Below are 25,686 nucleotides of genomic sequence, written 5' to 3'. Positions count from 1 at the left end.
CCTGACCTGCGCCGCCTGACTAGCTCCGCGCGGCGTACCGGGAGCGCAGGTACAGGTAGTCGCCGGCACGGCGGATGCTGAGCAGTCTCGACTGCGGCGCCGCTCCCGGCCGGAAGCGGGCTCCCTCGACGAGGCTCGGCCGGTACGGGCCCTCGTCGGAGTCGCCGAGCACCAAGGGTGAGAGCGTGAGGAACTCGTCGCAGGCGAGCCCTGACCGCAGCACGGAGCCGTATACGCGCGGCCCGCCCTCGCAGAGAAGCGTCGCGACGCCGTACCGCTCGGCGAGCGTGCGCGCGAGCCGGCCGAAGTTGACCTCCTGCTCGCCGAGGACGAGCGCCTCGACCTGTGCGGTCGTAGCGGGACGCTCGGCCACGTTGCGCACGCCCACCGTCGTGGTCGCGATGACGACCTCGCTCTTGGCCTCGCCGAAGACGGCCGCATCCCAGCGCAGCTGCCCCGTCAGCGAGACGAACACCTGTAGCGGCACGGGCCGTCGCCGCTCGGCGGCGCGGAGCGCGGCGAACGCAGCCGCCTCCGGGGGAAAGATGAACTCGGCCGTCCACAGGTGGTCGGGCTCCGAGTGCAGCGTCCCGTCGCCCATCAGCACGCAGTCGGCGCGCGCACGCAGCAGACCCATTAGCCAGCGGTCGCGCTCGTCGAAGCCGGAGACGTCGGCCCCGCTCAGGTGCCCCGGGTCGGCGAAGGAGACGCGTCCGTCGCGGGCGGTGCAGAAGTTGACGTAGAGGTAGGGCTGCTCGCCGCCGGGCGGCAGGCGCCAGTCGCCGCCGTACACGGCGGCGAAGCCGGCAGGCAGGCCGGCGCCGTCATCGGTCTCGTCCTCGAGCAAGAGCTCGAACCACCCAGGGCGGACGGCGGGGGTGATGCTCATGGGTGACCTCCCTGGCCGGGCCCCGACTCGATCGCGCCCGCGCGGAGCACCGTCCGCCCGGCGGGCCTGATCGAGAGGGCATCTTGGAACGACGGCGCGTCGAGCAGCACGACGTCGGCCGCGTCACCGGCCCGGAGTCGCGTGCGGCCACCGCACACCCCGGCAAGGAGGACGTCCTCGTCGTCCACGTGGGCCGAGAGCGCGGCGAGCCAGGCGGCCTCGAGCGGGTCGGCGTCGCCGTACGGGTAGAAGACGTCGCGGACGTTGTCGCTCGCGAAGCGTACCTCGACGCCCGCGGCGGCGAGCTCGCGCACAAGCGTGAGCCCGCGCACGCGCGGGGTCGCGTCCCCGCGACCCTGCAGGAAGAGGTTGAGCGCCGGCAGCGCGATCACGGTGATCCGAGCCTCGGCCAGCTTCGCGATCGTGCGGCGTGCGGTCGCGTCGTCGACCGCCGCGAGGGCGCAGGTGTGGCTCGCCGTGACGCGGCCCTCGAGGCCTCGGGCGAGCGTTGCGTCCGCGAGCGCTTCGAGCACGAAGGGCTCAGGCGTGGACGCCTCGTCGACGTGGAGATCGGCGGCGAGCCCGAGCTCGGCGGCGAGGTCGAGCACGCGCTCGACGGACGCGACCGGATCGGCGTGCAAGGCAGGGACGCCGCCGAGCAGGTCGGCGCCGGCGCCGACCGCCGCGCGCAGCCGCGCCTCGCCGTCTGGGGTCGTCGGATCGGCGAACTTCGTTGCGAAGGCGACGATCTCGACGTCGATCCTCCCTGCGACCGCCTCCCGCGCCGCCAGGACGCCGCCGAGTCCGCGCTCGCCGATCAGCTTGTCGATGTCGACGTGCGTGCGCATGCGCAGGGTCCCATGCGCGAGCGCCCGTGCGAACAGACGCGTGGCCCGCTCACGGACGTCGTCCTCGCTCGAGGCCAGCTTGATCTCGCGCACGAGCTCGACTGCGTCGGCGAGCGAGCGGGGTGGCCGCGGGCCGCGCGCGAAGGCGCGGTCGGCGTGCACATGTAGGTCGGCGAGCGCGGGTAGGGCGAGGCGCAGCGGCGCGCCGACCGCCGGCGTGACGGACGCGATCCGCCCGTCCTCGAGCCCGAGGGTGAACGCGCCTTCCGCGCCCGCGAGCGCAACCGGGCCTACCTCGTCCACGTCAGTCGTAGAGCGTCGTCGTGACCGGGGTGGAGGAGCGGTCGAGCCCCGCCCGGCGGACGATCTCCGCGCCCCGCCCGCGCGCCTCGGTGCGCAACTCGGGCTCGTCGAGGGTGAGGATGCGCCCGTCCCGGTAGAGCGGCTGGCCGTCCACCCACGTCTCCGCCACGCTCGCCGCGCTGACCGACCAGACGAGCGCCTGCAGCGGGTCGTCGTAGGGCGTCCACTCGTGGTGGTCGAGGTCGAAGAGGACGAAGTCGGCGCGCTTGCCGGCCTCGAGCGAGCCGATCTCGTCGTCCCAGCCGAGGGCGCGAGCGCCGTCGATCGTCGCCATACGCAGCGCCTCGCGGGCGCCGATCTGGCTCTCGTCCAAGCGCGCGTCCTTGAACAGCCCGGCCGCCAGGTAGAGCTGCCGCATCAGGTTGAGGTTCCCCGCCGCCGCGACGCCGTCCGTGCCGAGCCCGACCGTGACGCCCGCGTCGCGCATCTCAGGGTACCTGCCGATCGCGGTGGCGCCCTTCGCGAGCTTGAGCGAGGTCGACGGGCAGAAGGCGATCTTCGTGTCGTGCCGGGCGAGCAGCGGGATCTCCTCGTCCTTGACGGCGACGCCGTGCGCGATCACGAGGTTCGGCCCGAGCCCGTCGAGCTCGGCGATGCGCGTCACCGGCCAGCGGCCGTGCCGGCGCTCCGACACGCGCGCCTCCTCGATCGAGGAGGCGAGGTGGTACGTCGTGCCGACGCCGAGCTGCTCGGAGAGAGCGCGTGCGCCAACGTGCAGCTCCGGGCTGCAGGGCTCCTTGCCCTCGATGTTCACCCAGCAGCGGATGCGGCCGTCCGCGTAGCCGTTCCAGTCGCGCACCTGCTGCTCGAGGACATCGAGCGCGACGTCCGCGTTCGGGAAGAAGTGGTGCTCGACCATCTCGTCCGTCCAGCCGGCTGGGAGGACATCGGGCGCGACATCGGCGGCGTGCCGGCCGACGACGCCACGGATGCCCACCTCGGCTGCCGCCCGCGCGGTGATGCCGGCGTCATGCTGGGAGCCCATGTCGAGGAAGCACGTCGTGCCGCTGCGCAGCATCTCCGCCACGCCGAGCTGCACGGACACGTGCTCGTCCTCCGGCCCGACGTGCGCGTAGAACGGCTTGGCCCAGTGGAACACCCAGGCCCGCGTTCCGAGGTTGTCGGGGAAGACCGCGCGCGAGAGCGTCTCGGAGAGGTGCACGTGCGCGTCCACGAACCCCGGGACGACGCCGCGCCGGCGTCCATCGACGACCGCGTCGACGCTCTCCGGCGGGTGGGTCGCCTCGACCTCGGCCGACGGACCGAGCGCTACGATCCGCTCCCCGTCGACGACGATTGCCGCGTCCCGGAACTCGCGGTCGAGCGCATCGACCGTGAGTGCGAACTCCAGGTTGCGGATGAGCGTTGTTGCCATTCGAGTGGAAGGGCGGGCCCGCGGCCCCGTCTCGGCTCGGGCCCACCCTCCTCGTTAGTGACGTGCGGAGCGCCTCACGTGCATCTCTTCGACTTCAGCCCGATCTTCGGGTTGATGAACTCGTTCGTGACGATCTGCGCGGCCTTCAGGTTCGGGTCGAACGTGTCGAGCCCCTTGGCTGTGTAGATCGGCTTGAGCAGGTTGATCAGCTGCTGCGTGCGCTTCATGTTGAAGTCGCCGAGCGTGCAGTTGGGCCCGTTCTGGACGAGGCCGAGCTTGCGCTGCTGGTCCGCGTTCCAGGCGTTGCCGGCCTTCGTCAGCACCCAGAACGTCTTCATGTCGTCGACGATCTGGACGAGCTTGTCGTTCACCGCGGCAGGCTTGGCCAGGAAGTCGACCTGCGCCTTCTGGACCAGCGGCACGAGCAGCTTGAAGCAGGCGCGCTTCGACTTCACGACGTCGGGCTTGGCCGCGAGGGCCTGCGGGTACGGGACGTAGCCGGAGTTCTTGATCATCAGGTACTTGACCGGCTTGCCCCACTGCTTGATGTCGTGCAGATACTGGTACGGCTCGCTCGTCGCGAACCCCTGCTGGACGATCGCGCCGTCGCTTGCGACGAAGCGGGTGGGAGAGCCGTCGTAGGACGTGTCGACCTGGTTCTTGTTCACCCAGCCGCGGCTGACCAGGTAGTCGACCCAGACGCCGCCCTCGAACACGAGCACCTTGGCGCCGGAGTTGGCGATGTCCTGGAACCGGCTGATGCTCAACTTCTGCGGGTTCCACATCAGGATCTGGGGGCTGAACTCGAGCGGCGCCACGATCGCCACCGTCGGCAGCTTCTTCGAGAGCTGCACCGCCTCGTCGGTCGTGACGTAGCCGATGGTGATGCTCGAATCCTGGTATAGCTGCGAGATCGGCTGCTGGAAGCCGGTGAACGGCCCGCCCGAGCGGATCTCGAGCTGCACGCCCGTCTTGCCGATCTGGCCCGTGTAGCGACCCCTCTTCGCATCGAGCGTGCCGTTCGTGCCGGCGAGCTGGTACAGCGCGCCGTGCTCGGGCTCCGGGAACCAGTCGGTCTGCACCACGATCTTGCCGCCGCAGGCCTTCTGCAGGGGACTGGTCGCCTTCGCGCTCCCGGACGCGGCCTGAGCGATCCCGAAGCCGACCGCGAGCACGGCGGCGAGCACGAGCCCGGTGCCGAGGCCTATTGCCCCAAGTCTTCCCTTCCTCATCTCGCTCCTTTCCTCCCCCTCCTCGCGCCGTCAGAGAGGTGTAATGGTGGACACTGCTCCTGATTGGGACGCCCGACGGCCGCGAGAGCCAGTCCCGCGCAGGCGCTCCACCGGAAACGCTGACTGGTCTGACATGTTGATACCTGATGGGTTAGAAGTCAAGCGTGCCCTCAGCGGTTGGAAGCCTCAAACCAGCTCTTCGTGAGCCTGTTGCCGATGAATCCGACGACGACGAAAACCGCGATCCCAAGCCCGCAGGCGACGAGCAGCGTGCTCATCAGCAGGTCCGTCTGCAGCCGGGCGCGGTAGAGGTCGAGCAGTCGCCCGAGTCCCGGCGTGCCCTGCCGGAAGAAGAACTCGGCCACGATCGCCCCTATCACCGACAGGCCTGCCGAGATACGCAGCCCGACGAAGATCGACGGTACGGCATGGGGGAGCTGGAGCTTCAGCAACCGCTTCAGCCGCCCGGTGCCATGCAGGGTGAAGAGGTCGTGCAGGTTGCTCTCGACCGTCAGCAGCCCCCAGAGCGTGTTGGTGATGATCGGGAAGATCGAGATCAGCACGCAGACGACGACGCGCGCCTGGAAGTCGTAGCCGAACCAGATCGCGATCAGCGGCACGATCGCGATGATCGGCGTCACCTGCACGATCACCGCGTACGGATAGAGCGAGCGCTCGATCCATTTTGCCTGGCTCATCATGATCGCCAGGAGCGTCCCGATCACGAAGGCGATCCCGAGCCCGGCCATGGAGACCTGCGTCGTGTCCCAGAGGGCGTCGAGCTGGTCGCGCAGGTTTCGTCCGTCGAGCAGCCCGTTCTCGACGATCGTGTGCGGGGGTGGGAGCAGGAACCGTCGCCCGGGCGAGAGGATCACGTACGAGACGAGGTAGAGGAAGCCGACGAAGGCCGCGAAGAAGACGACCGGCGGCACGAGCGCCCACACGATCTCGCGGGCGCGGGAGCGCCGCCGGATCGCAACGGTCGTCCTGGTCGCACCGGCGGTCGGCGACGGCTGCTCGCTGACGCTCGTCATTCGTGTCCCAGCCGCAGTGCATGCGAGACCTCGCCGGCGAGGCTCGCGAAGACGGGATCGAAGCGGAGATCCGGGGAGCGGGGATACGGGAACGGCACGTCGAAGTCGGCGACGATGCGCCCCGGCCGGGCGCTCATCACGAGCACGCGGGTCGAGAGGTAGATCGCCTCGCTGATCGAGTGGGTGATGAAGATGGCGCCGAACTGCTCGGAGATGAAGAGCCGCATCAGCTCCTCGTTGAGGGTGCCGCGCGTGATCTCGTCGAGCGCCCCGAACGGCTCGTCGAGGAGGAAGAGCGGGGGCTTCATGGTGAGCGCTCTCGCCACCGACGTCCGCATTCGCATCCCGCCCGAGAGCGCCTTCGGGTAGTGGTTCTCGAACCCCTCGAGCCCGACCAGGCTGATCGCCGCGTGGGCGAGGCGCCGGCGCTCCTTCCCCGGCGCGCCCTCGAGCTCGGCGAGCAGCTCGACGTTCTTCTGCACCGTCCGCCACGGCAGCAGCGTCGCGTCCTGGAAGACGTAGCCCACGTTCGTGGTGCGGCAGACAACTTCTCCTGAGGTGTGGGGGCCGAGCCCCGAGGCCATGCGCAGGAGCGTCGACTTGCCGCAGCCGGAAGGGCCGACGACGGAGAGGAAGTCGCCGCGGCGGAGTGTGAAGGAGACGTCGCGCACTGCCTCGGTACCGTCCGGGAAGACCTTGCCGGCATCGCGGAACACGATCACCTCGGCATCGATCGCGAGCGCCCCGGCTGCAGCCGGGGCGGGGGAGAATCTGGTGCTCGTCATCGCTCCTCGGGCAGCCGTGACACGCCGCCGCTCGCGGCCCGGAAGAGCACTCTGCGGCCGTCCGGGGCATCCGAGCGCTCCGCCACGGCGAGCCTCAGCAGGTCGGCGTAGAAGTCGTTCGAGCGTTCGAAGTCGGCCGTTCCGACGAGTACGCGGAGCTCGGTCATGCCCGCCCTGCCCCGCCGCTCCAGCCCGAGGCCGGCTGCCGGCTCTTGCGCTCGCGGCCGATCCCGGCCGCCACGATCTCGCGCACGCGGGCGATGTGGCGACTCGTGGCGAGACGGGCCATGGGGGCGTCGTGCGCCTGGATTGCCTCGACGATCAGCGCGTGCTCGGTCATGGACTGGCGCGGCCGGCCCGTGGGAACGAGCGCGAGGTAGCGCGACTCGGCGAGGTAGGAGTGCAGGTCCGAGAGGAGGTCGTAGAGGAGGCGGTTGCCGCTGGCGTCGGCGATCGCGACATGGAAGTCGATGTCCAGCGGCACGATCTCCGTGGCCGGTGCCTCGGCCTCGACTGCCGCCGAGAACGCCTCATGCGCGGCCACGATGCGCGCCACCCTGGCCGTGTCGAAGTTCTCGACCGCGAGCTGTGCTGCGTACTCGTCGAGCGCGCCACGGACGCCGAGCAACTCCAGCACCTCGTTGCGGTGCAGGTCGAGCCAGCGGGCGAGCGGCTCGCCGAGCCCGGAGCGGCGATCGGTCACAAACGCGCCTCGGCCCTGGTAGACGCGCACGAAGCCGAGGGCCTCGAGCGAGCGGATCGCCTCCCGCACGCTCACCCTGCTGACGCCGAACGTCTCGACGAGCTCGCGCTCGGACGGAAGGCGCTCGCCGGGCGCGAACTCCCCGCTCGTTATCGCCGCTTCGATCTGGCGGCGGATCTCTTCGCTGCGCTGTGTCCGCTTGATCGCCCGCAGCGGGCTCGGCCGCGAGGTCGCGTCCGTGGCACGCCTAGAAGGCGGCATGCCCTATCCAGCACGGCCATCCCATTGTGGTTAGTCATCCTATCTGTGTGACCGAACTGTGGCAAGCCCAGCCTCCGCTCCCTTTGCTCCCCGGCGTCATGGCGCCCAGGTCACTCGCCGGGCGCGAAGTCCGGGCCCAGGTCGAGGAGCCGTCGCGGTGGGCGCGCCGGAGCTGGAACGGGAGCAGCGGCCACGCGCGAGCTCACGGAGCGCCGCGCGAGCCGACCACCCGGTCGGCGATGCGGAGCGCACGCGAATCCCGGTGTCGGGCACGAGCCGGCGGAGCGCCACCCTCGCGCGCCTCGGCATGCCAGGCCGACGTGACGACGACGATCTCGCGCGTCCTCGCTTGGAGGACGTCGTCGAGGGCGTCGACCGCGTTCTCAGCCGCCGTGCGCACGTCGGGGTCGACGGCGGGCTCGGCCGCCGCGCCGTTCCACGCCGCAGCCATCGGCTCCGCCTCCGACGTGGCATCGGGCGCTCGTGCCCAACCCGAGAGCACCACGACGTCCTCCCTCGTTGCGATCGCCGCCGCAGCCTCGAGGCGTGCGGCGCAGATCGGGTGGACCGTGCCGGAGCCGTCGCGGCAGGGTATCGCCGTGGTAGTGCCCGTCGTTGATCGAATCTCGATCAACGACGGAAACGGCGGCGCCGCCGTTGTAGCTTCGACCCCACGCTTCCGTCACGAAAGGGGACAGCAGTGCCGGGTATCGACGCGAAGTCGGATGCGATCGACGAGCTCGTCGAGGAAGGCTCCGCAGTCGAGCGGCTCGCGACCGGCCTCACCTTCACGGAGGGGACGATCTGGCATCCCACCGAGCAGGTCCTCTATATTCTCCGACACGCCGGCGGACATCCGCCGCAAGGTGACGCTCGACGGGACGGTGACGGAGGCGCGCCGGCCCTCGTTCAGGTGCAACGACATTGAGAGAGGGGAGGCAGACCTCGACTCCGGGCGGTCGGCGTGCCTCTCGAGGTCGTCGCGCCCGACCTGGAGGAGCCCGGCCCGCACGATGTCGTCGTGCGCATGGCCGCCGTCGCTGTGTGCGGCACCGACCTGCACCAGGTCAGGGGCGAGCGCGTCGCCGTCTCCTCGAAGGCGGCGCTGCCGACGGGCGCCGCGGTGCCGCTGCGGGAGGCGGCGCTGCTCGGCTGCGCGGCGCTCGCCGGCGTCGGCTCGAGCTCGGCTCTCTGATCGGCCCCGCTTACCCGCTGGACGGGATCGACGCCGCCGTGCCGGCGAGCATCGCGGGGTCAGCCGGCCGAGTCCTCGTGGAGCCGTAGCCCACCCGGCGACTCTCGTCAGCCCAGTCCTGCCGACAACGCGTCCACCGCCTGCTCCTGCAGCCAGCTCAGGTAGCCGTACAGCGCAAGCGCCGGCGCCTGCGGGTCGCTCGGGTCGAGCGTGTCGGCGTAGGTCTCCTCGGTCACGTCGATCTGGGTGCCGAGCACGAGGCGCAGGCTCTCGAGGGCGCCGAGCCAGGCTTCGAGCTCCTCGGCCGACAGGTGATCGGCGCCGGCGGTCTGCTCGACGACACGCAGCGCGGCGAGCTTGCCGCCGAGGAGCTCGTCGCGCATCAGCCGCCGGTACTCGTCGTCGGCCTCGCGGTCGTCGGCATAGGCGGGCGGGAAGAGCCGCCGCAGGCACGGGTCGTCGCTGCGCAGCACGTCGCGGAGCTGCGCGGGCAGTGACCGGAGCAGTTCCCGCTCCTCGTCGGGGAGACGCAGGCGGTAGCCGCCCTTCCCGTCCTGCTCGATGCGTCGGTGCGCCATCAGTCCTGTCGCAGCGTCGCCCAGAGGCCGTGCGCGTGCAGGCGCGCCACGTCGAACTCCGCCTTCTCCCGCTCGCCGGACGAGACCACGGCCTTGCCCTCGTTGTGCACCTGCAGCATCAGCTTCGTCGCCTCGGCCTCGGAGTAGCCGAACAGCTTGCGCAGCACGAACGTGACGTAGCTCATGAGGTTGATCGGGTCGTTCCAGACGATGACGACCCACGGCCGGTCGTCGTGCCGCTGCTCGTCGCCCGCCGGCAGGCGGACCTCGACCGGTGCCTCGATCGTCGGGCTCACGCCCTCATTGTGACCCGACGTCGCCGGCGGAGCTCGCCCAGCGCTCGCGGTAGTCCTCCCGCACCGGGCAGAAGATGTCGATCACGGTCGCGCCGTCCGGGCCGCAGTAGGCGGAGTGCTCGACGTGTCCGGGGAGCACGTACCCCTCCATCGGACCGAGCTCGTGTGCGACGCCGTCGACGACGAGCGCCTGCATGCCGCGCAGAACGAGGCCGAGCTGCTCGTGCGGGTGGCTGTGCAGCGGCACCTCGGCGCCCGGCTCGAACTCGATCAGGTTGACCATGGCACCGTCGCCGAACAACGGCCGCCCGTCGACGCCCGCGGCGAGCGTGAACGGCCGGACGTCGTCGAAGCGGATGAACTGCGGCTCCATCGGCACCAGTATCGCACTCCGCGTAAGGGTCGATGACACCACAAGCGACATCTCTATCGATAATCGATTAGAGTACGGGAATCGTGCGACCGGCGAGTAGCTATCGTCCCGTCATGACTGCCCTCGAGACCGACCTCCTCAAGACCCGCGCGTACATCGACGGCAGGTGGGTCGACGCCGACTCCGGCGCCACGTTCCCCGTCGTCGACCCCGCCAGCGGCGAGACGATCGCGGAGGTGCCGCGGATGGGCGCCGCCGAGACCCGCCGCGCGATCGAGGCGGCGCAGCGTGCGCTGCCCGCCTGGAAGCACCGCACGGCCAAGGAGCGCGCGCGCATCCTGCGCCGCCTCGGCGACCTGATGATGGAGCGCTGCGACGATCTCGCAGCCCTGCTCGTGCGCGAGCAGGGCAAGCCGCTCGCCGAGGCGAAGGCCGAGATCGCGTACGCGGCCTCGTTCTACGAGTGGTTCGGCGAGGAGGCCAAGCGCCTGGACGGGGGGGTCATCCCTCGGCCCCTGCCCGACCGCCGCATCGTGATCCTCAAGGAAGCGATCGGCGTCACGGCGGGCATCACGCCGTGGAACTTCCCCTCGGCGATGCCCACCCGCAAGTCCGCACCGGCGCTCGCCGTCGGCTGCACCATGGTGCTGAAGCCGGCGGAGCAGACGCCGCTCTCGGCGCTCGCCGTCGCCGCCCTCGCCGAGGAGGCCGGCGTCCCCGCCGGCGTGTTCTCGATCGTCACCGGCGACGCGGCCGACGCACCCGCGATCGGCGGCGAGATGACCTCGAACCCGATCGTGCGCAAGCTCGGCTTCACCGGCTCCACGGAAGTCGGGAAGCTGCTGATGGCCCAGTGCGCGGGCCAGGTGAAGAAGGTGTCGCTCGAGCTCGGCGGCAACGCGCCCTTCATCGTCTTCGACGACGCCGACCTCGACGAGGCTGTCGCCGGTGCTCTGATGTGCAAGTTCCGCAACTCCGGGCAGACGTGCATCTCGGCCAACCGCTTCCTCGTCCAGGACGGCATCTACGACGACTTCGTCGCGGCGTTCACGGAGGCCGTCTCGAAGCTGCAGGTCGCGGACGGCTTCACGGAGGGCGCCCAGGTCGGGCCGCTCATCGACGCGCCGGCCGTTGCCAAGGTCGAGCGGCATGTGGCGAACGCGCTCGAGTCGGGCGCGGAGCTTTTGCTCGGCGGCAGCCGCATCGAGGGCCAGTTTTTCCAGCCGTCGGTGCTGACCGGCGTGACGATGGACATGGCGATGAGCTGCGAGGAGACGTTCGGCCCGGTCGCCGGCATCAACCGTTTCGCGACCGAGGCCGAGGCGGTGCGGATCGCAAACGACACGCCGTACGGCCTCTCGGCCTACTTCTACACGCGCGACCTCGGGCGCACCTGGCGCGTGTCGGAGGCGCTCGAGTACGGCATCGTCGGCATCAACACCGGCTTCGTCTCGTCCGAGGTGGCGCCGTTCGGCGGCATGAAGGAATCCGGCATCGGCCGCGAGGGCTCGAGCTACGGCGTCGACGACTGGGTCGAGCTCAAGTACCTCGCCATGGGCGGCATCGGGGAGCCCCTGTAGCGATGGCCCGGCAGCACCGAAGTCGTACGCCGACCGTGCTCTCGTCGATCCCGTAGGGGGCAGGGCGATGGTCCGGCTCGACGGCAACGTCGCGATCGTCGGTGCTGCGCTGCACGGCATCGCGCGCGCACGCGGAGGCGCAGAGCCCGTCATGGAGGCGCCGTGACCGACGACGCGTTCAACGCGGTCATCACCTGGGTCGGTGACTCCGATCGCCCGCCTGCCGAGGCGGTCGGCCCGCTCGCCGGCGCGCGCCTGCTCGTGAAGGACCTCATCGATGTGGCCGGAGTGCGCACCACGTACGGCTCGAAGATCTACGCCGAGCATGTTCCGACCTTGACGGCCCCCGCGGTCGCCCGCCTGCTCGACGCGGGCGCGACCCTCGTCGGGAAGGCCAACCTGCACGAGTTCGCATGGGGCGTGACGAGCCAGAATCCCTGGTACGGCACCGTCCGCAACCCGGCCCGGCCGGGGCGTACGACCGGCGGCTCGAGCGGGGGCAACGCCGCGGCTCTCGCCGCGGGCCTGTGCGACCTCGGGCTCGGCACCGACACGGGCTGCTCGGTCAGGCTGCCGGCGGCGTGCTGCCAGGTCGTCGGGCTGAAGCCGCGCTGGGGCGCGATCTCGACCAGGGGCGTGTTCCCCCTCTGCCCGTCGCTCGACACGGTCGGCCCGATGGCGCGCAGCGTGGGCGAGGTCGCGGTCGCATGGTCGGTGCTCAGCGGGAAGCCGGTTCCGGAGCCGCGGCTCGACGGGCTCACCGTCGGCCTGCTGCGGCAGGCGCCCTCGGTCGGCGACGGCAACCGGCCGCCCGCAAGCGACGAGGCGGAAGGCTACGCCGAGCGGCTGCAGCGTCTCGGCGCCCGTGTCGTCGAAGCCGACGTGCCCGAGCCCGCGGCGAACACCTGGCCCCTGTTCTTCCACGAGGCGGCCGAGCAGCACCGGGCGACGTTCCCTTCGCGTGCCGACGACTACGGCGCCAACGTCCGCGCCAAGCTCGAGGCCGCCCAGCACGTCGACCCGGCTGCCGTCGCCGCCGCCTACGAGGCGCTCGCCGCCTGGCGGGCCTGGGTGCCGGCGGTCGACCTGTACGTGAGTCCCTGCATCGCGGTCGAGCTGCCGCCCGAAGACTGCGACGAGCTCGAGATCCGGCTCGCTCTCTCCTCCTACATGCGCTGGGTGAACCTGATCGGTTGGGCGGGGCTTGCGATCGGGAACATGCAGCTCATCGCGCCGCATGACGAGACGGTGCTCGCCGCGGGACTCGCCTGGGAGCGCGGCTGACGATGCCCCGGCGACGCGCCGACCGACTCCCCGCCCACGCCCCTCGAGCGAGCGGCTACCGTCTCGGACGGCAATGGCGGAGAACACGAAGTGCTCCTCCTGTGACGCCGGCGGCGGAGTGAGCGGCTGAGGTGCAGGCGGTACGCGTCCACGACGGCGGGGCCCTCGTCTACGAGACGGTTCCCGATCCGGTCGCAGGCCCGGGCGAGGTGCTCGTCGAGCTCCGCCGCGCAGCCCTCAACCGCCGCGACATCCTCGTGCGTCGCGGCGTGTACCCGTTCCCCCTGCCCGTGGTTCCCGGCTCCGACGGCGCCGGCGTGCGCCGCGACACCGGTGAGGAGGTCGTGATCCTGCCCTCGCTCCACTGGGGCGAGGCCGAAGACGCACCGGGCGCCGACTTCCAGATCCTCGGCGGCCCGCGCGACGGCACCTATGCGGAGCTGATCGCGATCCCCGAGGAGAACGTGTACCCGCGGCCGTCGCGCCTGTCGTGGGACGAGGCCGCCGCGTTCCCGCTCGCCGGGCTGACGGCATGGCGGGCGCTGTTCGCGCGGGGCGGCCTGCGCGCGGGCGAGACCGTGCTCGTGCTCGGCGCCGGCAGCGGCGTCTCGACGTTCGCGCTGCAGCTCGCCGCGCAGGCAGGCGCCCGCGTGCTCGTGACCTCGTCGTCGCAGGAGAAGATCGACCGCGCGGTCGCGCTCGGCGCCGCCGGCGGCGTGCTCTACGGCGACGGCGACTGGGCCGCCGCGGCGAAGGAGCTCGCCGGTGGACGGGGCGTCGACCTCGTCGTCGATTCCGTCGGCTCGACGTGGGACGACTCGCTGCGCGCGCTGCGGCCGGGAGGCCGCGCCGTCGTCTTCGGCGCCACCGGCGGCGCCGAGGTGCAGCTCCAGGTGCGCCCTGTCTACCTGCAGCAGCTCTCGCTGCTCGGGACGACGATGGGCAGCCCGCGCGACTTCGCAGGCCTGCTGCGCATGCTCGGCGAGGCCTCGTGGCGGCCGGAGGTCGACACCGTCTACCCGCTTTCCGAAGCCGGGTCGGCGCTCGATCGGATGGAGTCGGGCTCGCACTTCGGCAAGCTCGTGCTGGCATGCGCCTGAGCACGATCGGGCGCAGCGGCAACGACGTCCGGCTGCCGCTCCCGCCGGCAGTGTGCTGCGGCGGCGGTGATGGTGGCGCGGAGCGAGACGGCCGAGCCGGCACCACCCTGGCCGACGTGCCCGACGCTCGTCGTCTGCGGGCAGCGGTCGTGGATCAGGGTTGCGGTTCCGCCTCGATCTGGCAGATCTGAAGCATCATGACATCATCAAATATGATGCTATGATGCTTTCATGCGCACGACGGTCACGATCGATCCAGAGCTCCAGACAAGGGTGAAGGCGCTCGCGCGCGAGCGCGGCGTCTCGTTTCGCGAGGCGCTCAACGACGTTCTCCGCCGTGGGCTCGGGCACGGCTCGCAGCCCGCCCCACGACCCTACGAAGTGCCCGCCCGTCCGCTCGGGTTGCGCCCCGGCATCGATCTCGACAAGGCCCTCGCGCTCGCAGCAGAGCTCGAAGACGGCGAGATCGTGCGCAAGCTCGAGCTCCGCAAGTGAGGCTCAGCGACGTCAATCTGCTGCTGTACGCAGTCGATTCGTCGTCCCCCCGGCACGCCGCGGCCCGTGAGTGGCTCGAGGGGCAGCTCTCGGGGGTCGAGACGTTCGCGTTCCCCGTCTCCGTGCTGCTCGCGTTCGTTCGGCTCGCGACTCAGTCGCGTATCTTCTCGAGCCCGTTCACTCCCGGCGAGGCGTTCGACGTCGTCCAGGGATGGCTCGCGCAGCCGTGTGCGACGACCATCGCCCCGGGCGAGCGACACCTCCTCCTCGTCCGCGAGCTGCTCGAGCCGCACGGCACGGCCGGCAACCTCGTCTCCGACGCGCACCTCGCCGCTCTCGCGATCGAGCACGGGGCGGAGTTGTGCTCTGCCGACAACGACTTCGCCCGGTTCCCGCGGCTGCGGTGGTCGAATCCGCTCGCTTCGAGGCTCTAGGTCACCGCGGGATCATCTTGCCGGAGCAGCGGGGCGGTCTCGCGGTGGCTTCCGAGCGTGAACGCGTCACGCGATCCCATGCCAACCTCAGGATTCGCCGGCCGATCGCGGTCAGGCGGCGCCTACCGGAGCCGCTGGCGCAGGCCGCTCTCAGGCGCCGGCCGCCGTGAGGCGGTCGTAGGCGGGCAGGGTGAGGAACTCGACGTAGTCGGGCCGGGTGGCGATGCTCTCGAATATGACGCGAGCCTCGTCGTACCCGGGTCCGAGTGAGCCCATCACCTCATCGGTGATGCGGAGGACGTCGTCGGCGCTGATGCGACCGTGCCGGAGCCACTGCCAGATCTGCGAGCGGCTGATCTCGGCGGTGGCGGCGTCCTCCATCAGGTTGTAGATGGCGACGGCGCCGGACCCGCGCAGCCAGGCGGCGAGATACTGGATTCCCACGGAGATGTTGTTCCGTAGCCCCTCCTCGGTGATCGCCCCAGGCGTCGACGCCACGGCGAGCAGGTCGGCGCCGCTGACCGCGACGTCGTCGCGGCGGCGCTCGATCTGGTTGGGGCGCTCGCCGAGCACGGCGTCGAAGGCCTCGTAGGCGACGGGCACGAGGTCGGGGTGGGCGACCCAGGTGCCGTCGAACCCCTGCGCGGCCTCGCGCTCCTTGTCCTCCCGCACCTTCGCGAGCGCGATCTCGTTGGCGGCGGCGTCCCGCCGCGAGGGGATGAACGCGGCCATGCCGCCCATCGCGTGCGCGCCGCGGCGATGGCAGGTCTTCACGAGCAGCTCGCAGTAGGAGCGCATGAACGGCACCGCCATCGTCACCGCCGAGCGGTCGGGCAGCACGAACTCGGGCCGGTGGCCGAGCTTCTTGATCACGCTGAAGATGTAGTCCCAGCGGCCGGCGTTGAGGCCGGCGGAGTGGTCGCGCAGCTCGTAGAGGATCTCGTCCATCTCGAAGGCGGCGAGGATCGTCTCGATCAGCACCGTCGCCTTGATCCAGCCGTGCTCGACGCCGAGCCGCTCCTGCGCCCACGTGAAGACGTCGTTCCACAGCCGCGCCTCGAGGTGGGACTCGAGCTTGGGCAGGTAGAAGTAGCGGCCGTTGCGCTCGTGGTTGCGGAAGAAGTAGAGCCCGAAGTCGAACAGCGACGCGGACATGGGGGCGCCGTCGACCGTGAAGTGCCGCTCCTCGAGGTGCCAGCCGCGCGGCCGCACGAACAGCACCGCCACCTCGTCGTCGAGCCGGTAGGACTTCTCTCCGCTGTCGAGCGAGATCGTGCGCTCGAGAGCGTCCGTGAGGTTGCGCTGCCCCTCGATGCAGTTCTCCCACGTGGGCGAGTTCGCGTCCTCGAAGTCCGCCATGAACACGCGCGCGCCCGAGTTGAGCGCGTTGATCACCATCTTGCGGTCGACCGGGCCGGTGATCTCGACGCGCCGGTCGGCGATCTCGCCCGGGAACGGCGCGACGCGCCAGTCGCCCTCGCGAACGCCGGCCGTCTCGGGCAGGAAGTCGGGCAGCTCCCCGGCGGCCAGTCGCTCGACCCGCTCTGCGCGCCGTTGCAGCAGCGCGGCGCGGCGCGGCCCGAACGTGCGCTGCAGCTCGGTCAGGAACGCGACTGCGCCGGCGTCGAGAACGTTGTCTGTCGTCGTCACGGGGGTGGAGTATCGCCGATGCGCGACGCCGCCATCGCGAGGAGGCGTCTGCGTCCGCGGGGTGGAGGCGCCTTGCTAGTCCCGCTCGTGGTCGCGCTCGCACGCGTCCGGACACGTGCACTCGGCCGTCTCGGCCCGCGTGACGACCTGCGGCCGCGCCGCCGCCTGCGGCCGCGGAAGCACGGCCGGGCGGGGTGCGCTGCGCGGCTCGTGCTCGACGACGGCCATCTCAGCGCTCCGTCTCGAAGACGTGGCCGCACGAGCAGTGCACGAGGCCTTCCAGCGCGTCCGGCGCGGACAGGTTCGAGCCGCTGAAGCCGCACGACGGACAGGCGACGCGCCCGCAGTCGGCGCGGCCGCCGGCGTGGACCGTGCAGCCGGGATCCTCGCAACGCTCGAGCGAGTGGCCGCCCACGAACCCGCAGGTCTTGAAATGGGGGATGGTGATCGAGATCGTGCTCATGCCGCGCTCCTTTCAGCGTCGAACTGCTCTTCCTCGGTCGATCCCTTCAGCGCCAGCGTCGACGAGACGCCGCCGGTGATCGCCTCGAGCACCTGGTCGAAGTAGCCCGCGCCCACCTCCCGCTGGTGGCGGGTCGCCGTGTACCCCTCGTCCTCCAGCGCGAACTCCCGCTCCTGCAGCCGCACGTAGGCGGGCATCGCCTCGTCGCGGTAGCCGCGGGCGAGCTCGAACATCGACAGGTTCACAGCGTGGAAGCCGGCGAGGGTGATGAACTGGAACCGGTAGCCCATCGCCGCGAGATCGCGCTGGAATGCCGCGATCTGGCCGTCCGTGAGGTGGCGGCGCCAGTTGAACGACGGCGAGCAGTTGTAGGCGAGGAGCTTGCCGGGGTAGCGCTCGTGGATCGCCGCCGCGAACGTCTCGGCTTCGGCGAGATCCGGAGTGGAGGTCTCGCACCAGATCAGGTCGGCGTACGGCGCGTACGCGAGCCCGCGCGCGATCGCCGCCTCGATGCCGTCGCGCACGCGGAAGAAGCCCTCCGCGGTGCGCTCGCCGGTGCAGAAAGCGGCGTCGCGCTCGTCGACGTCGCTCGTCAGCAGCTTCGCGCCGAGCGCGTCGGTGCGCGCGACGACGAGTGTCGGCACGCCGGCGACGTCCGCCGCGAGTCGCGCTGCCACGAGCGTACGGATGTGCTGCGCCGTCGGCACGAGCACCTTGCCGCCGAGGTGGCCGCACTTCTTCTCGGAGGAGAGCTGGTCCTCGAAGTGCACCGCCGCCGCGCCGGCCTCGATGAACGACCTCATGATCTCGTACGCGTTCAGCGCGCCGCCGAAGCCCGCCTCGGCGTCGGCGACGATCGGGGCGAGCCAGTGGATCGAGTCGTCGCCCTCTGCGTGCGCGATCTGGTCGGCGCGCAGGAGCGCGCTGTTGATCCGCTTCACGAGCGCGGGGGCGCTGTTGGCCGGGTAGAGGCTCTGGTCCGGATAGGTGTTGCCGGACAGGTTCGCATCGGCCGCGACCTGCCAGCCCGAGAGGTAGATCGCCTTCAAGCCTGCCTTCACCATCTGCACGGCCTGGCCGCCCGTCATGGCGCCGAGGGCGGGAACCCACTCCTCCTCGGCGAGGAGCCGGCGCAGCCGCTCGGCGCCGAGCCGGGCGAGCGTGTGCTCGACCGTGACGGAGCCGCGCAGCCGCTCGACGTCTTCCTGGGCGTACGGGCGCTCGATGGTGGCGGTCGGGCTCATGCGATGTCGCTCCCCTTTCGGATCCAGACTTTCAGTTCTCGGATCCTACATGAAGGCAATCACCGGCACAAGCATGCAACAAGCACCATTTTCGGATCCCAAACATCCGAATTGGGATGCGCTTGCCGCTCGCTTAGACTGCGGCAGCGGTGAATACGCTCTCGACCAAGGCCGACGACATCGCCCGCGTTCTCGAGGACGAGATCGTCGGCGGAGCGATCTCGCCCGGCACCGTGCTACGGCAGGAGCAGCTGTCGGAGCGCTTCGACGTCTCCCGCACGCCGGTGCGCGAGGCGCTGCGGCGGCTTGCCGCGCTCGGCCTCGTCTCGTTCGAGCCGAATCGCGGCGTCCGCGTGCGCTCGATCTCACCCGGCGAGCTGCGCGAGGCGTCGTTCGTGCGCGCCGAGCTGGAGGCGCTCGCGACGGAGGTGGCGACGCCGCGCATGACCGCCGCCGACCTCGCCGCCCTCGATGCGGCCGAACGCCGGTTCTCGGAGCTCACGCTCGAGCTGCGCGACCAGGCGCGCCGCGGCGAGGCGCGCGAGTCGAAGCTGTTCGTCGAGTGGATGCAGGCGAACTACGCCTTCCACGACGTCATCTACGCGGCCGCCGCGATGCCGCTCGTCGAGCGGCTCGCCAAGAGCGCCCGGCGCACGTTCATCGGCGACCGCGTGTGGAGCGCGCGCGCCGAGCTCGACGACCTGTACGCGAAGAACGACCTCCAGCATCGCGCGATCCTGGCGGCGATCGCCGCAGGCAGCGCCGCAGGCGCGCGCCTGCTCGCCCGCGAGCACGTGCTCTCGTCGGGGCGCCTCATCGAGGCCGTCATCGAAACCGTCGGCGCCGGCTCACGCGATCCGGGGTGGGGCGTCTGATGCTGCCGTGGGCGCCCTGCTCCGGCGCGGCGCATCGCGAGAGCGTTCGTACGGATCACGTGTCTCGGGCTGCTCGGGCCGCTCCGGCGAGAACCGCATCGGTGCCGTCGCGGAGGTGTCGGCGCAGCACGTCGGTGCCGTCGCGCTCGAGGCCGGCGACGAGCTCCACGTGGTGGTCGACCATCCGTTGCAGTGACCACACGGGTCGGAGCTGGACGAGGAAGAGCCGGAGCTCGGTCGCCAGCAGAACGTAGGCGGACTCGATGCGGGGGCTCTCTGCGGCGCGGACGATGGCGCCGTGGACGAGGGCGTGGGCGTCGGCGACGGCTCGCCAGGAGGGCCGGCTGCGGCGACAGGTCGCCGCGAGCCGGTCGACGGCGCCGTGCACCTCGGACGGCAGCCGTCCTCCGTGGCGCTCGAGGGCGAGGTGGGCTGCCTCGAGCTCGAGCGCGGTACGAAGCTCGAACAGGCTCCGCAGCTCGCCGGGCTCGAGGCGGGCGACGGACGCGCCCCGGTTGGGCTCGACGCGCACGAGCCCCTCCGCTGCGAGGGTGCGGAAGGCGGCGCGCAGCGTGTGCCGCGAGACGTCATAGGTGTCTGCGAGCTCGATCTCGCGCAGGGCTGCGCCGGCGGGCAGGTCGGCGTCGAGGATGCGCTGGCGCAGCGTTGCCGCGAGCTCGTCGACGACCGAGAGGCGGCGCAGCGGCGTCGCGCTCATGGACGCGCCTGCGCGACGGCGGCGTGCCTCGCGCCCCGGGGGAAGGCGAGCACGGCGAGCCCGGCGAGCACGAGCGCGGCACCGGCCGCTCCGCCGGCGCCGACCCTCTCGTCGAGCACGACCGCTCCGAGGACGGTCGCGGTGAGCGGCTCCGCGAGCACGATCGTCGTCACCTCGGAGGCGTCGAGGCGCTGCAGGCCGCGGGCGAACAGCACGTACGCGAGCGCGGTCGGGACGACGCCGAGATAGAGCACGAGCGCGAGCCCGCCGGGTGTCCGCAGCCACTCCGTGCCGCCCAGGAGGAGCACCGGCAGGAGCAGGACGGCGCCGGCGCCGAACGAGGCGCCCATGACGGCGATCGGCGTGTGCCCGAGCCGGAGCAGCCGCTTCGCGACGACGGTGTAGGTCGCGTAGCCCGCGCCCGAGACGAGCGCGAGCGCGATCCCGGAGGCGGACAGCGACGCGTCGCCCGCCGAGGAGAGCGTCAGCGACGCCACCCCGGCCGTGGCGAGGATCGTCGCCACGAGCCAGCTGCGGCCGGGCCACGAGCCGTCGAGCACGCGCTCGAGCAGTCCCGCGAACACCGGTCCCGAGCCGATCGCCACGATGGCGCCGATCGCGACGCCGGTGTCGGCGACCGCCTGGAAGAAGGCGAGCTGGTAGACCGCGACACCCGCGCCCGCGACGAGCACGAGGCGCGGCGGCCGGCGGCCACGGAGACCGCCGCTCGCCCACGCGAGCAGCACGAGAAGGCTGCCGCCGACGGCGATCCTGCCCGCTCCGACCGTCAGCGGCGTGGAGGACGCCGGCCCGAGCGCCTGCGCCGTGCCGGTGGTGCCGAAGAGGGCGGCGGCGAGGAGCACCTGGAGGCGGGCCATTCTTCCGATTGTTACACAAAGGAACAATCACGGGCGCGCTTGCCTCGGGTTGCGCTACCCCCAGAACGCGGCGAACGCGGCCGGATCGCTCGGCAGCGCCAGCACTTCGCGCACGAGCCCGCCCTCGATGCGGAACAGCAGCACCTGGTCGAGATCGAGGCGCCGGCCGTTGCGCTCGCCGCTCGCCCGGTAGAGGGCGGCTGCGCGGTCGTCGGAGGCGAGCACGTCGATCAGCCGCGACGCGTACGTCCCTCCCGTCTCCTTCGGCAGACGTCCGAGGAACGCGAAGATCGCCGCGCGGCCGCGGAAGGTGCCGGCCATCGTGCCGCTGCCCGGCACGGTCCAGACGGCGTCGTCGGCGAACACGTCGCGCAGCGCGAACCCCTGCTTGCGCGCGAATGCGTCGAAGATGGCGCGCACGAGCGCCTCGTTCTCAGCGCGCCCCACGCGAGCGCTCCCAGCGGGCGATCAGCCCCTCGACATGGGCGCGCTGCGCGTCGCCGAACGGGTAGCGGGCAAGCAGCCGGCGCGCCTCCGCCGGGTCGTCGTTGGCGACGGCGGCCTCGAGCCGCTCGCGCTCCGGCGTCGGCTGGCGCAGCTGGCGGCGCAGCCAGCGCAGCAGGCTGACGGTCGCCTGATCCGCGGTCGCGCCCATTCGCGTCCAGGCTACCGCGCCGAGCGCGCGCCCGGGGCGCGACCGGCCGAGCGCGGCCGACTAGGCTACGCGGGTGGACACGTTCCTCGCGATCGCGAGCCGGCGCGACGAACGGCGCTACCTGCCCGGGCCCCTGCCGGCGGCGACCGTCACGCGCCTGCTCGACGCGGGGCGCCTGTCCGGGTCGCTGCGCAACGCCCAGCCGTGGCTGTTCGTCGTACCCGAGGCGCGCGATCGCGTCGAGCACCTTTCCACGGCGGTGTCCGTGCCCGCGAACGTCCTCTCGGCGGGGCTCGTGGTCGGGATCCTCGTCAGCGGCGCGGGGCCGGTGCTGTTCGACGCCGGGCGGGCGGCGCAGAGCATGCTGCTCGCCGCCTGGGCGGACGGGATCGCCTCCTGCCCCAACCAGATCGTGGACGAGGCCGTAGCGCGCGAGGCGCTCGACGCCGGCGCCTCGGAGGTGCCGGCGATCGTCCTCTCCTTCGGCGTACCGGAGCGTGCGCGCGACCCGGAGTCTCTCGACGCCGCTTCCTGGAGCGCGCGCGCGAACCGCAAGCCGCTCGACGAGATCGTGCGCAGGTTGCGATGATGAAGGGCGGCGTCGACCTGGGCGGCACGAAGATCCAGGCCGTCGTCAGCGACGGCACGGCCCTGGTGCTCGGACGCGCCCGGCGCGAGACGCCCCGCTCGGGTGGCCCGGAGGCGATCGTGCTCGAGCTCGCCGAAGCGCTGCGCGCGGCTCTCGACGATGCCGGTGTCGAGCCGATGGGGCTCTCCGGTGTCGGCGTCGGCGCGCCCGGGAGCATCGAGCCGGACACCGGCGTCGTCGTACAGGTCGCGAACATCGAGGGCTGGGAGGCGCCGTTCCCGCTCGGGCCGGCGCTCGCGGAGGAGATCGGCCGCCCGGTTGCGGTCGGCAACGACGTCAACGTCGCCGTCGAGGCCGAGCGGCGCTTCGGCGCCGGGCGCGGCTTCGACTCGTTCCTCGGCGTGTTCTGGGGCACGGGCGTCGGCGGCGGCATCGTCATGGACGGGAGGATGCTCGCCGGCCGCGGCTCCGCGGGCGAGATCGGCCATGTCTGCGCGAAGCCGGGCGGGCGCCGCTGCAACTGCGGCCTCGACGGCTGCGTCGAGGCGTATGCGGGGCGTGGCGCGCTCGAGGAGCGGGCGCGCGAGCTCGCGAAGGAGCGCAAGACGGTGCTGTGCGAGATCATGGAGAAGCGCGGCCGGGACAGGCTGACGAGCGGCGTCTGGCTGCGCGCCCTCCAGGCAGGCGACACGGTCGCCGAGGAGCTGATCGAGCGTGCCGTCCAGGCGCTCGGCGTCGGCATCGGCTCCGCCGTCACGCTGCTCGACGTGGAAGCCGTCGTCGTCGGCGGCGGCCTCGGCGAGCGGCTCGGGCCCGAGTGGCTGCAGCGGATCGAGCACGCGGCGCGCGCGCACACGTTCTTCCGCGAGCCGCCCGCCTACCGCCTGGCCGAGCTCGGCGACCTCGGTGGCGCCATCGGCGCCAGCCTGATCGCCCCGTGACAGAGCTGCGATGCGCAGCTCACGGTGGGCGAGCTCGAGCAGGAGGGCGAGGTGGGCGTCCGCGATCAGCGAGCACGAGTGGACGGGCGGGGCGCGCCCGCCCTCCGGCTCGCCGGCGGACGTTGACAGCCGCGAAACGAAGGTATTTAGTTTGCTCGCCCGCCATACAAACCCAACGGTGGGTTGACCTCGTCGATGCTGACATCCCCTTTCCCGCGGCAGCGCGCATGAGCTTCGAGCGCACCCGCTCGGGCTCGACCCGTGCCGACCAGACCACCGTACGCCACGCGAACCTCGGCGTCGTCCTGCAGCACGTCGCGCGCGGCGGCCCCCGCTCGCGGGCGCGGATCGCCGCCGAGACCGGGCTCACACGCGGCACCGTCTCCAGCCTCGTCGCCGAGCTCATCGATCTCGATCTTCTGCGCGAGACCGGCAAGGACGAGCGGCCCGGCCGCGTCGGCCGTCCGGCGCAGACGCTCGAGCTGCACGACCGGGTCGTCGCGGTCGGCCTCGAGGTGAACGTCGACTACCTCGCCGTCTGCGTCGAGGATCTGACCGGGACGGTGCGGTACGAGCGCCGCATCTACGTCGACAACAGGCGCTCGTCGCCGGCGCCCGTGCTCAACCGCCTCGCGCGAATGGCGCGGCAGGCGTTGGACGCGGCCGAAGGTGCCGGCCTACTGCCGGCCGGGATCGCCGTGGCCCTGCCCGGGCTCGTCGATGTCCGCACCGGCACCCTGCTGCGGGCGCCCAATCTCGGCTGGTCGGAGATCGCCGTCGCCGACGAGCTCCGCGTTCGCGTCGGCCCGCGCGCCGTACGCGTCGAGAACGAGGCGAATCTCGCGGCTCTCGCCGAGCACTGGCAGGGTGCGGCGCGGGGCCTGCGCAGCTTCATCTGCATCTTCGGCGAGGTTGGCGTCGGAGCCGGGCTCTTCATCGACGGCGAGCTGTTCCGCGGCTCCCACGGCTACAGCGGCGAGTTCGGCCACATGACCGTCGACCGGGACGGAGCGCTCTGCGCCTGCGGCAGCCGCGGCTGCCTCGAGACGTTCGCCGGCCAGGAGGCGATCGCGGGCCGCGCCGGCATTCCCGTCGGCGGCGGCGGTCGCATGCGCAGCGTCACCGAGGAGCTCGTGCGGCGCGCGAGCGCCGGCGACCCGCAGGTCGTGAGCAGCCTGGACGAGGCCGGGCAGTACCTGGGGATCGGGCTCTCCGCCGCCGTCAACCTGTTCGACGTCGACGCGGTCGTGCTCGGCGGCTGCTTCGGGCCCCTCTCTCCGTGGCTCGAAGGCGCGGTGCGGGCCGGGCTCGACGACCGTGTCCTCTCGGCCGCGTGGTCGAGGTGCGAGCTGCGCGTGTCCGAGTTCGGCGAGGGCGCCGCCGTGCGCGGCGCCGCCGCGCTGACCCTGCGCTCCGTCCTCGCCGCGCCGTGGACCATGGCCGAGCGGCGTGAGGCGCCGCGCCGGGCGGTGATCTGAGGTGGCATGCTCCGGATTGTCGGGCCGGCCGGTGACGAGAGTCGATGCGGTCGCCGCGCTCCCCGCGCTCGCGCGCCGGCGGCCGGCGTCGTGCCTGGAGGAGGAGGTGGCGTAGCGGAGGACGAGATCGTTTTCGACGGAACTGTGGCGTCGGTGATTTGGTTGAGCGGACGTGCCGCTATAGCCTAGTGGGCGCTGCGTACAAGCAGGATCGACCAGGAGGAGAACAGAAGTGAAGAAGCTCATCATCGCTCTCACGATCGGGGTGCTGGCGGTCACGACGTCCGTCACCGCCGCGCTCGCGACGAGCACGAAGACATCGGCTTCCGCCGACATCTGCGTCCTGCTGCCAGACCCCAAGTCGTCGGTTCGCTGGGAGACGCAGGACCGGCCGGCGCTCGTCGCGGCGTTCAAGAAGGCAGGGGTCTCGTACGTCATCTCGAACGCCGACGGTGACGCCCAGAAGCAGCGCTCGCAGGCCGACCAGTGCCTCGCGAACGGCGCCAAGGTCGTCATCCTCGTCTCGCTCGACGCCGGCTCCTCGATCGCGATCGAGAAGGCCGCCGCCAGCGCCGGCGCGAAGGTGATCGAGTACGACCGCCAGGTCATCGGCGGCAACGCGGCGATCTACATCTCCTTCGACGGGCGCGCCGTCGGCGTCCTGCAGGGCAAGGGCGTCGTCGCGGGACTCAAGGCAAACGGCATGTACGGCAAGAAGCCGGTCGTCGCCGAGCTGAACGGCGGTCAGACCGACAACAACTCCTACCTCTTCAAGGGCGGCTACGACTCGATCCTCAAGCCGCTGTACAAGAACGGCACCTTCGTCAAGGGGCCGGACCAGTTCGTCCCGGGCTGGGACAACCAGAAGGCGGGGACGATCTTCGAGCAGATGCTCGTGAAGACGAACAACAAGATCGATGCGGTCGCCGCCGCGAACGACGGTCTCGCCAACGCGGTCGTCGTCGCGCTCAAGGCTCGCAAGCTGAAGCCGATCCCGCTGAGCGGGCAGGACGCGACGCCGCAGGGCGTGCAGAACATCATCTCCGGGTGGCAGACGATGACCGTCTGGAAGGACACCCGGAAGCTCGCGACCGCCTCGGCGAACGCGGCCGTCGCCCTGGCCAAGGGCCAGAAGCCCAAGACCACGGGGACGGTGAAGAACGGCAGCAAGACGCTGCCCGCCTACATCATCCCGCCGCAGGCGATCACGAAGGCGAACTACAAGATCCTCTTCACGGCCAAGTACCTGAAGAGGGGCGACGTCTGCGTGGGCGAGTTCGCGAAGTTCTGCAAGTAGAGAGGACGTAGCAGGCCACGAGAGCAATCCGAGGTGGGGGCCCGCCTGGCGGGCCCCCACCTCACCCCCCTGC

The 25,686-nt window shown here is 71.5% G+C and carries 31 protein-coding genes; 11 read left to right on the top strand and 20 right to left on the bottom strand.

Features of this window, described 5'->3' with window-relative positions:
• Window positions 1-19: 19 nt before the first annotated feature.
• The 9 genes from Gocc_RS06620 to Gocc_RS06585 form a co-directional block, all read right to left on the bottom strand.
• On the bottom strand, window positions 20-889 hold the full coding sequence (locus tag Gocc_RS06620; protein WP_114795721.1) for a RibD family protein: 870 nt from the start codon (window positions 887-889) through the stop codon (window positions 20-22).
• Entirely contained in the window at window positions 886-2,040 is a 1,155-nt protein-coding gene (locus Gocc_RS06615) for an amidohydrolase family protein (RefSeq protein ID WP_114795720.1), read from the bottom strand. The genes Gocc_RS06620 and Gocc_RS06615 overlap by 4 nt, the downstream gene beginning before the upstream one ends.
• 1 nt (window position 2,041) lies before the next feature.
• Complete coding sequence (locus tag Gocc_RS06610; protein WP_114795719.1) at window positions 2,042-3,475, bottom strand: amidohydrolase family protein; 1,434 nt, start codon at window positions 3,473-3,475, stop codon at window positions 2,042-2,044.
• 74 nt (window positions 3,476-3,549) lie between these two features.
• A complete protein-coding gene (locus Gocc_RS06605; protein WP_147281201.1) occupies window positions 3,550-4,707 on the bottom strand; it encodes an ABC transporter substrate-binding protein in 1,158 nt (385 codons plus the stop codon).
• A 170-nt stretch (window positions 4,708-4,877) separates the two neighbouring features.
• The gene (locus Gocc_RS06600) at window positions 4,878-5,741 is read right to left on the bottom strand and encodes an ABC transporter permease (protein ID WP_114795717.1); all 864 of its coding nucleotides are present in this window, start codon (window positions 5,739-5,741) and stop codon (window positions 4,878-4,880) included.
• Window positions 5,738-6,526 (bottom strand): ABC transporter ATP-binding protein, encoded by a 789-nt coding sequence (locus Gocc_RS06595; RefSeq protein ID WP_114795716.1) that lies wholly within the window; start codon window positions 6,524-6,526, stop codon window positions 5,738-5,740. Before Gocc_RS06595 ends, Gocc_RS06600 begins: the two co-directional genes overlap by 4 nt.
• Window positions 6,523-6,693, bottom strand: a complete 171-nt coding sequence (locus Gocc_RS16070) for a VOC family protein (RefSeq protein ID WP_181813432.1) — start codon at window positions 6,691-6,693, stop codon at window positions 6,523-6,525. The genes Gocc_RS06595 and Gocc_RS16070 overlap by 4 nt, the downstream gene beginning before the upstream one ends.
• Complete coding sequence (locus tag Gocc_RS06590; protein ID WP_114795715.1) at window positions 6,690-7,490, bottom strand: FadR/GntR family transcriptional regulator; 801 nt, start codon at window positions 7,488-7,490, stop codon at window positions 6,690-6,692. Before Gocc_RS06590 ends, Gocc_RS16070 begins: the two co-directional genes overlap by 4 nt.
• Window positions 7,491-7,692: 202 nt before the next feature.
• The gene (locus Gocc_RS06585; protein ID WP_114795714.1) at window positions 7,693-8,124 is read right to left on the bottom strand and encodes an ElyC/SanA/YdcF family protein; all 432 of its coding nucleotides are present in this window, start codon (window positions 8,122-8,124) and stop codon (window positions 7,693-7,695) included.
• 330 nt (window positions 8,125-8,454) lie between these two features.
• On the opposite strand from Gocc_RS06585, the gene Gocc_RS06575 reads away from it, so the two are divergent.
• Window positions 8,455-8,685, top strand: coding sequence for an alcohol dehydrogenase catalytic domain-containing protein (locus Gocc_RS06575; RefSeq protein ID WP_114795712.1), 231 nt, complete (start codon window positions 8,455-8,457; stop codon window positions 8,683-8,685).
• 107 nt (window positions 8,686-8,792) lie between these two features.
• Here Gocc_RS06575 and Gocc_RS06570 read toward each other — a convergent pair whose 3' ends face one another.
• From Gocc_RS06570 to Gocc_RS06560, 3 genes are read right to left on the bottom strand one after another with little or no spacing between them, the layout of a single operon-like run.
• Complete coding sequence (locus Gocc_RS06570) at window positions 8,793-9,263, bottom strand: DUF2017 family protein (protein WP_114795711.1); 471 nt, start codon at window positions 9,261-9,263, stop codon at window positions 8,793-8,795.
• A complete protein-coding gene (clpS, locus tag Gocc_RS06565) occupies window positions 9,263-9,547 on the bottom strand; it encodes an ATP-dependent Clp protease adapter ClpS (protein WP_422717983.1) in 285 nt (94 codons plus the stop codon). Before clpS ends, Gocc_RS06570 begins: the two co-directional genes overlap by 1 nt.
• Window positions 9,548-9,563: 16 nt before the next feature.
• Window positions 9,564-9,932: a cupin domain-containing protein gene (locus Gocc_RS06560; RefSeq protein WP_181813431.1), complete on the bottom strand. Its 369-nt coding sequence runs from the start codon at window positions 9,930-9,932 to the stop codon at window positions 9,564-9,566.
• 113 nt (window positions 9,933-10,045) lie between these two features.
• On the opposite strand from Gocc_RS06560, the gene Gocc_RS06555 reads away from it, so the two are divergent.
• From Gocc_RS06555 to Gocc_RS06535, 5 genes are all read left to right on the top strand, one after another.
• Window positions 10,046-11,512 (top strand): NAD-dependent succinate-semialdehyde dehydrogenase, encoded by a 1,467-nt coding sequence (locus tag Gocc_RS06555; protein ID WP_114795708.1) that lies wholly within the window; start codon window positions 10,046-10,048, stop codon window positions 11,510-11,512.
• A gap of 162 nt (window positions 11,513-11,674) precedes the next feature.
• Window positions 11,675-12,796 carry an amidase gene (locus Gocc_RS06550; RefSeq protein WP_114795707.1) on the top strand — a complete coding sequence of 374 codons (1,122 nt, stop codon included), beginning with the start codon at window positions 11,675-11,677 and terminating at the stop codon, window positions 12,794-12,796.
• A 131-nt stretch (window positions 12,797-12,927) separates the two neighbouring features.
• Window positions 12,928-13,896, top strand: a complete 969-nt coding sequence (locus Gocc_RS06545; RefSeq protein ID WP_114795706.1) for a zinc-binding dehydrogenase — start codon at window positions 12,928-12,930, stop codon at window positions 13,894-13,896.
• Between the two features lie 231 nt (window positions 13,897-14,127).
• Window positions 14,128-14,391 (top strand): ribbon-helix-helix domain-containing protein, encoded by a 264-nt coding sequence (locus tag Gocc_RS06540; RefSeq protein ID WP_114795705.1) that lies wholly within the window; start codon window positions 14,128-14,130, stop codon window positions 14,389-14,391.
• Window positions 14,388-14,825, top strand: coding sequence for a type II toxin-antitoxin system VapC family toxin (locus Gocc_RS06535; RefSeq protein WP_114795704.1), 438 nt, complete (start codon window positions 14,388-14,390; stop codon window positions 14,823-14,825). Before Gocc_RS06540 ends, Gocc_RS06535 begins: the two co-directional genes overlap by 4 nt.
• A gap of 150 nt (window positions 14,826-14,975) precedes the next feature.
• Here the strand turns inward: Gocc_RS06535 and aceB are convergent, their stop codons facing one another.
• From aceB to aceA, 4 genes are all read right to left on the bottom strand, one after another.
• Window positions 14,976-16,475, bottom strand: coding sequence for a malate synthase A (gene aceB, locus Gocc_RS06530; RefSeq protein WP_114795703.1), 1,500 nt, complete (start codon window positions 16,473-16,475; stop codon window positions 14,976-14,978).
• Window positions 16,476-16,550: 75 nt separating this feature from the next.
• Entirely contained in the window at window positions 16,551-16,703 is a 153-nt protein-coding gene (locus Gocc_RS16065; RefSeq protein WP_181813430.1) for a hypothetical protein, read from the bottom strand.
• Window position 16,704: 1 nt separating this feature from the next.
• The gene (locus Gocc_RS06525; RefSeq protein WP_114795702.1) at window positions 16,705-16,938 is read right to left on the bottom strand and encodes a hypothetical protein; all 234 of its coding nucleotides are present in this window, start codon (window positions 16,936-16,938) and stop codon (window positions 16,705-16,707) included.
• Window positions 16,935-18,182 (bottom strand): isocitrate lyase, encoded by a 1,248-nt coding sequence (aceA, locus tag Gocc_RS06520; RefSeq protein WP_114795701.1) that lies wholly within the window; start codon window positions 18,180-18,182, stop codon window positions 16,935-16,937. The genes Gocc_RS06525 and aceA overlap by 4 nt, the downstream gene beginning before the upstream one ends.
• Before the next feature lie 149 nt (window positions 18,183-18,331).
• On the opposite strand from aceA, the gene Gocc_RS06515 reads away from it, so the two are divergent.
• Entirely contained in the window at window positions 18,332-19,057 is a 726-nt protein-coding gene (locus tag Gocc_RS06515; RefSeq protein WP_114795700.1) for a GntR family transcriptional regulator, read from the top strand.
• A 55-nt stretch (window positions 19,058-19,112) separates the two neighbouring features.
• On the opposite strand, the gene Gocc_RS06510 is transcribed toward Gocc_RS06515, so the two are convergent.
• Genes Gocc_RS06510 through Gocc_RS06495 form a run of 4 tightly spaced genes read right to left on the bottom strand, consistent with a single transcriptional unit; the run spans window position 19,113 to window position 21,308 of the window.
• A complete protein-coding gene (locus Gocc_RS06510) occupies window positions 19,113-19,775 on the bottom strand; it encodes a GntR family transcriptional regulator (protein WP_114795699.1) in 663 nt (220 codons plus the stop codon).
• Window positions 19,772-20,653 carry a DMT family transporter gene (locus tag Gocc_RS06505; RefSeq protein ID WP_114795698.1) on the bottom strand — a complete coding sequence of 294 codons (882 nt, stop codon included), beginning with the start codon at window positions 20,651-20,653 and terminating at the stop codon, window positions 19,772-19,774. The genes Gocc_RS06510 and Gocc_RS06505 overlap by 4 nt, the downstream gene beginning before the upstream one ends.
• A 54-nt stretch (window positions 20,654-20,707) precedes the next feature.
• Window positions 20,708-21,100: a nuclear transport factor 2 family protein gene (locus Gocc_RS06500; RefSeq protein WP_114795697.1), complete on the bottom strand. Its 393-nt coding sequence runs from the start codon at window positions 21,098-21,100 to the stop codon at window positions 20,708-20,710.
• Window positions 21,087-21,308: a hypothetical protein gene (locus Gocc_RS06495; protein WP_114795696.1), complete on the bottom strand. Its 222-nt coding sequence runs from the start codon at window positions 21,306-21,308 to the stop codon at window positions 21,087-21,089. The genes Gocc_RS06500 and Gocc_RS06495 overlap by 14 nt, the downstream gene beginning before the upstream one ends.
• Window positions 21,309-21,381: 73 nt before the next feature.
• Between Gocc_RS06495 and Gocc_RS06490 the strand changes: the two genes are divergently transcribed.
• The 4 genes from Gocc_RS06490 to Gocc_RS06475 all read left to right on the top strand — a co-directional run bounded on the left by Gocc_RS06490 (window position 21,382) and on the right by Gocc_RS06475 (window position 25,613).
• Window positions 21,382-21,897 carry a nitroreductase family protein gene (locus Gocc_RS06490; protein ID WP_114795695.1) on the top strand — a complete coding sequence of 172 codons (516 nt, stop codon included), beginning with the start codon at window positions 21,382-21,384 and terminating at the stop codon, window positions 21,895-21,897.
• The gene (locus tag Gocc_RS06485; RefSeq protein ID WP_220150483.1) at window positions 21,897-22,838 is read left to right on the top strand and encodes an ROK family protein; all 942 of its coding nucleotides are present in this window, start codon (window positions 21,897-21,899) and stop codon (window positions 22,836-22,838) included. The genes Gocc_RS06490 and Gocc_RS06485 overlap by 1 nt, the downstream gene beginning before the upstream one ends.
• A 227-nt stretch (window positions 22,839-23,065) precedes the next feature.
• The gene (locus Gocc_RS06480; protein WP_114795693.1) at window positions 23,066-24,316 is read left to right on the top strand and encodes an ROK family protein; all 1,251 of its coding nucleotides are present in this window, start codon (window positions 23,066-23,068) and stop codon (window positions 24,314-24,316) included.
• Window positions 24,317-24,548: 232 nt separating this feature from the next.
• Window positions 24,549-25,613: a sugar ABC transporter substrate-binding protein gene (locus Gocc_RS06475; RefSeq protein ID WP_114795692.1), complete on the top strand. Its 1,065-nt coding sequence runs from the start codon at window positions 24,549-24,551 to the stop codon at window positions 25,611-25,613.
• Window positions 25,614-25,686: the final 73 nt, after the last annotated feature.

This window comes from Gaiella occulta (genome assembly GCF_003351045.1).
Lineage (GTDB): Bacteria > Actinomycetota > Thermoleophilia > Gaiellales > Gaiellaceae > Gaiella > Gaiella occulta.
The sequence above is the reverse complement of the archived record's forward strand: the minus strand, read 5'-3'. Positions and strand labels throughout refer to the sequence as shown.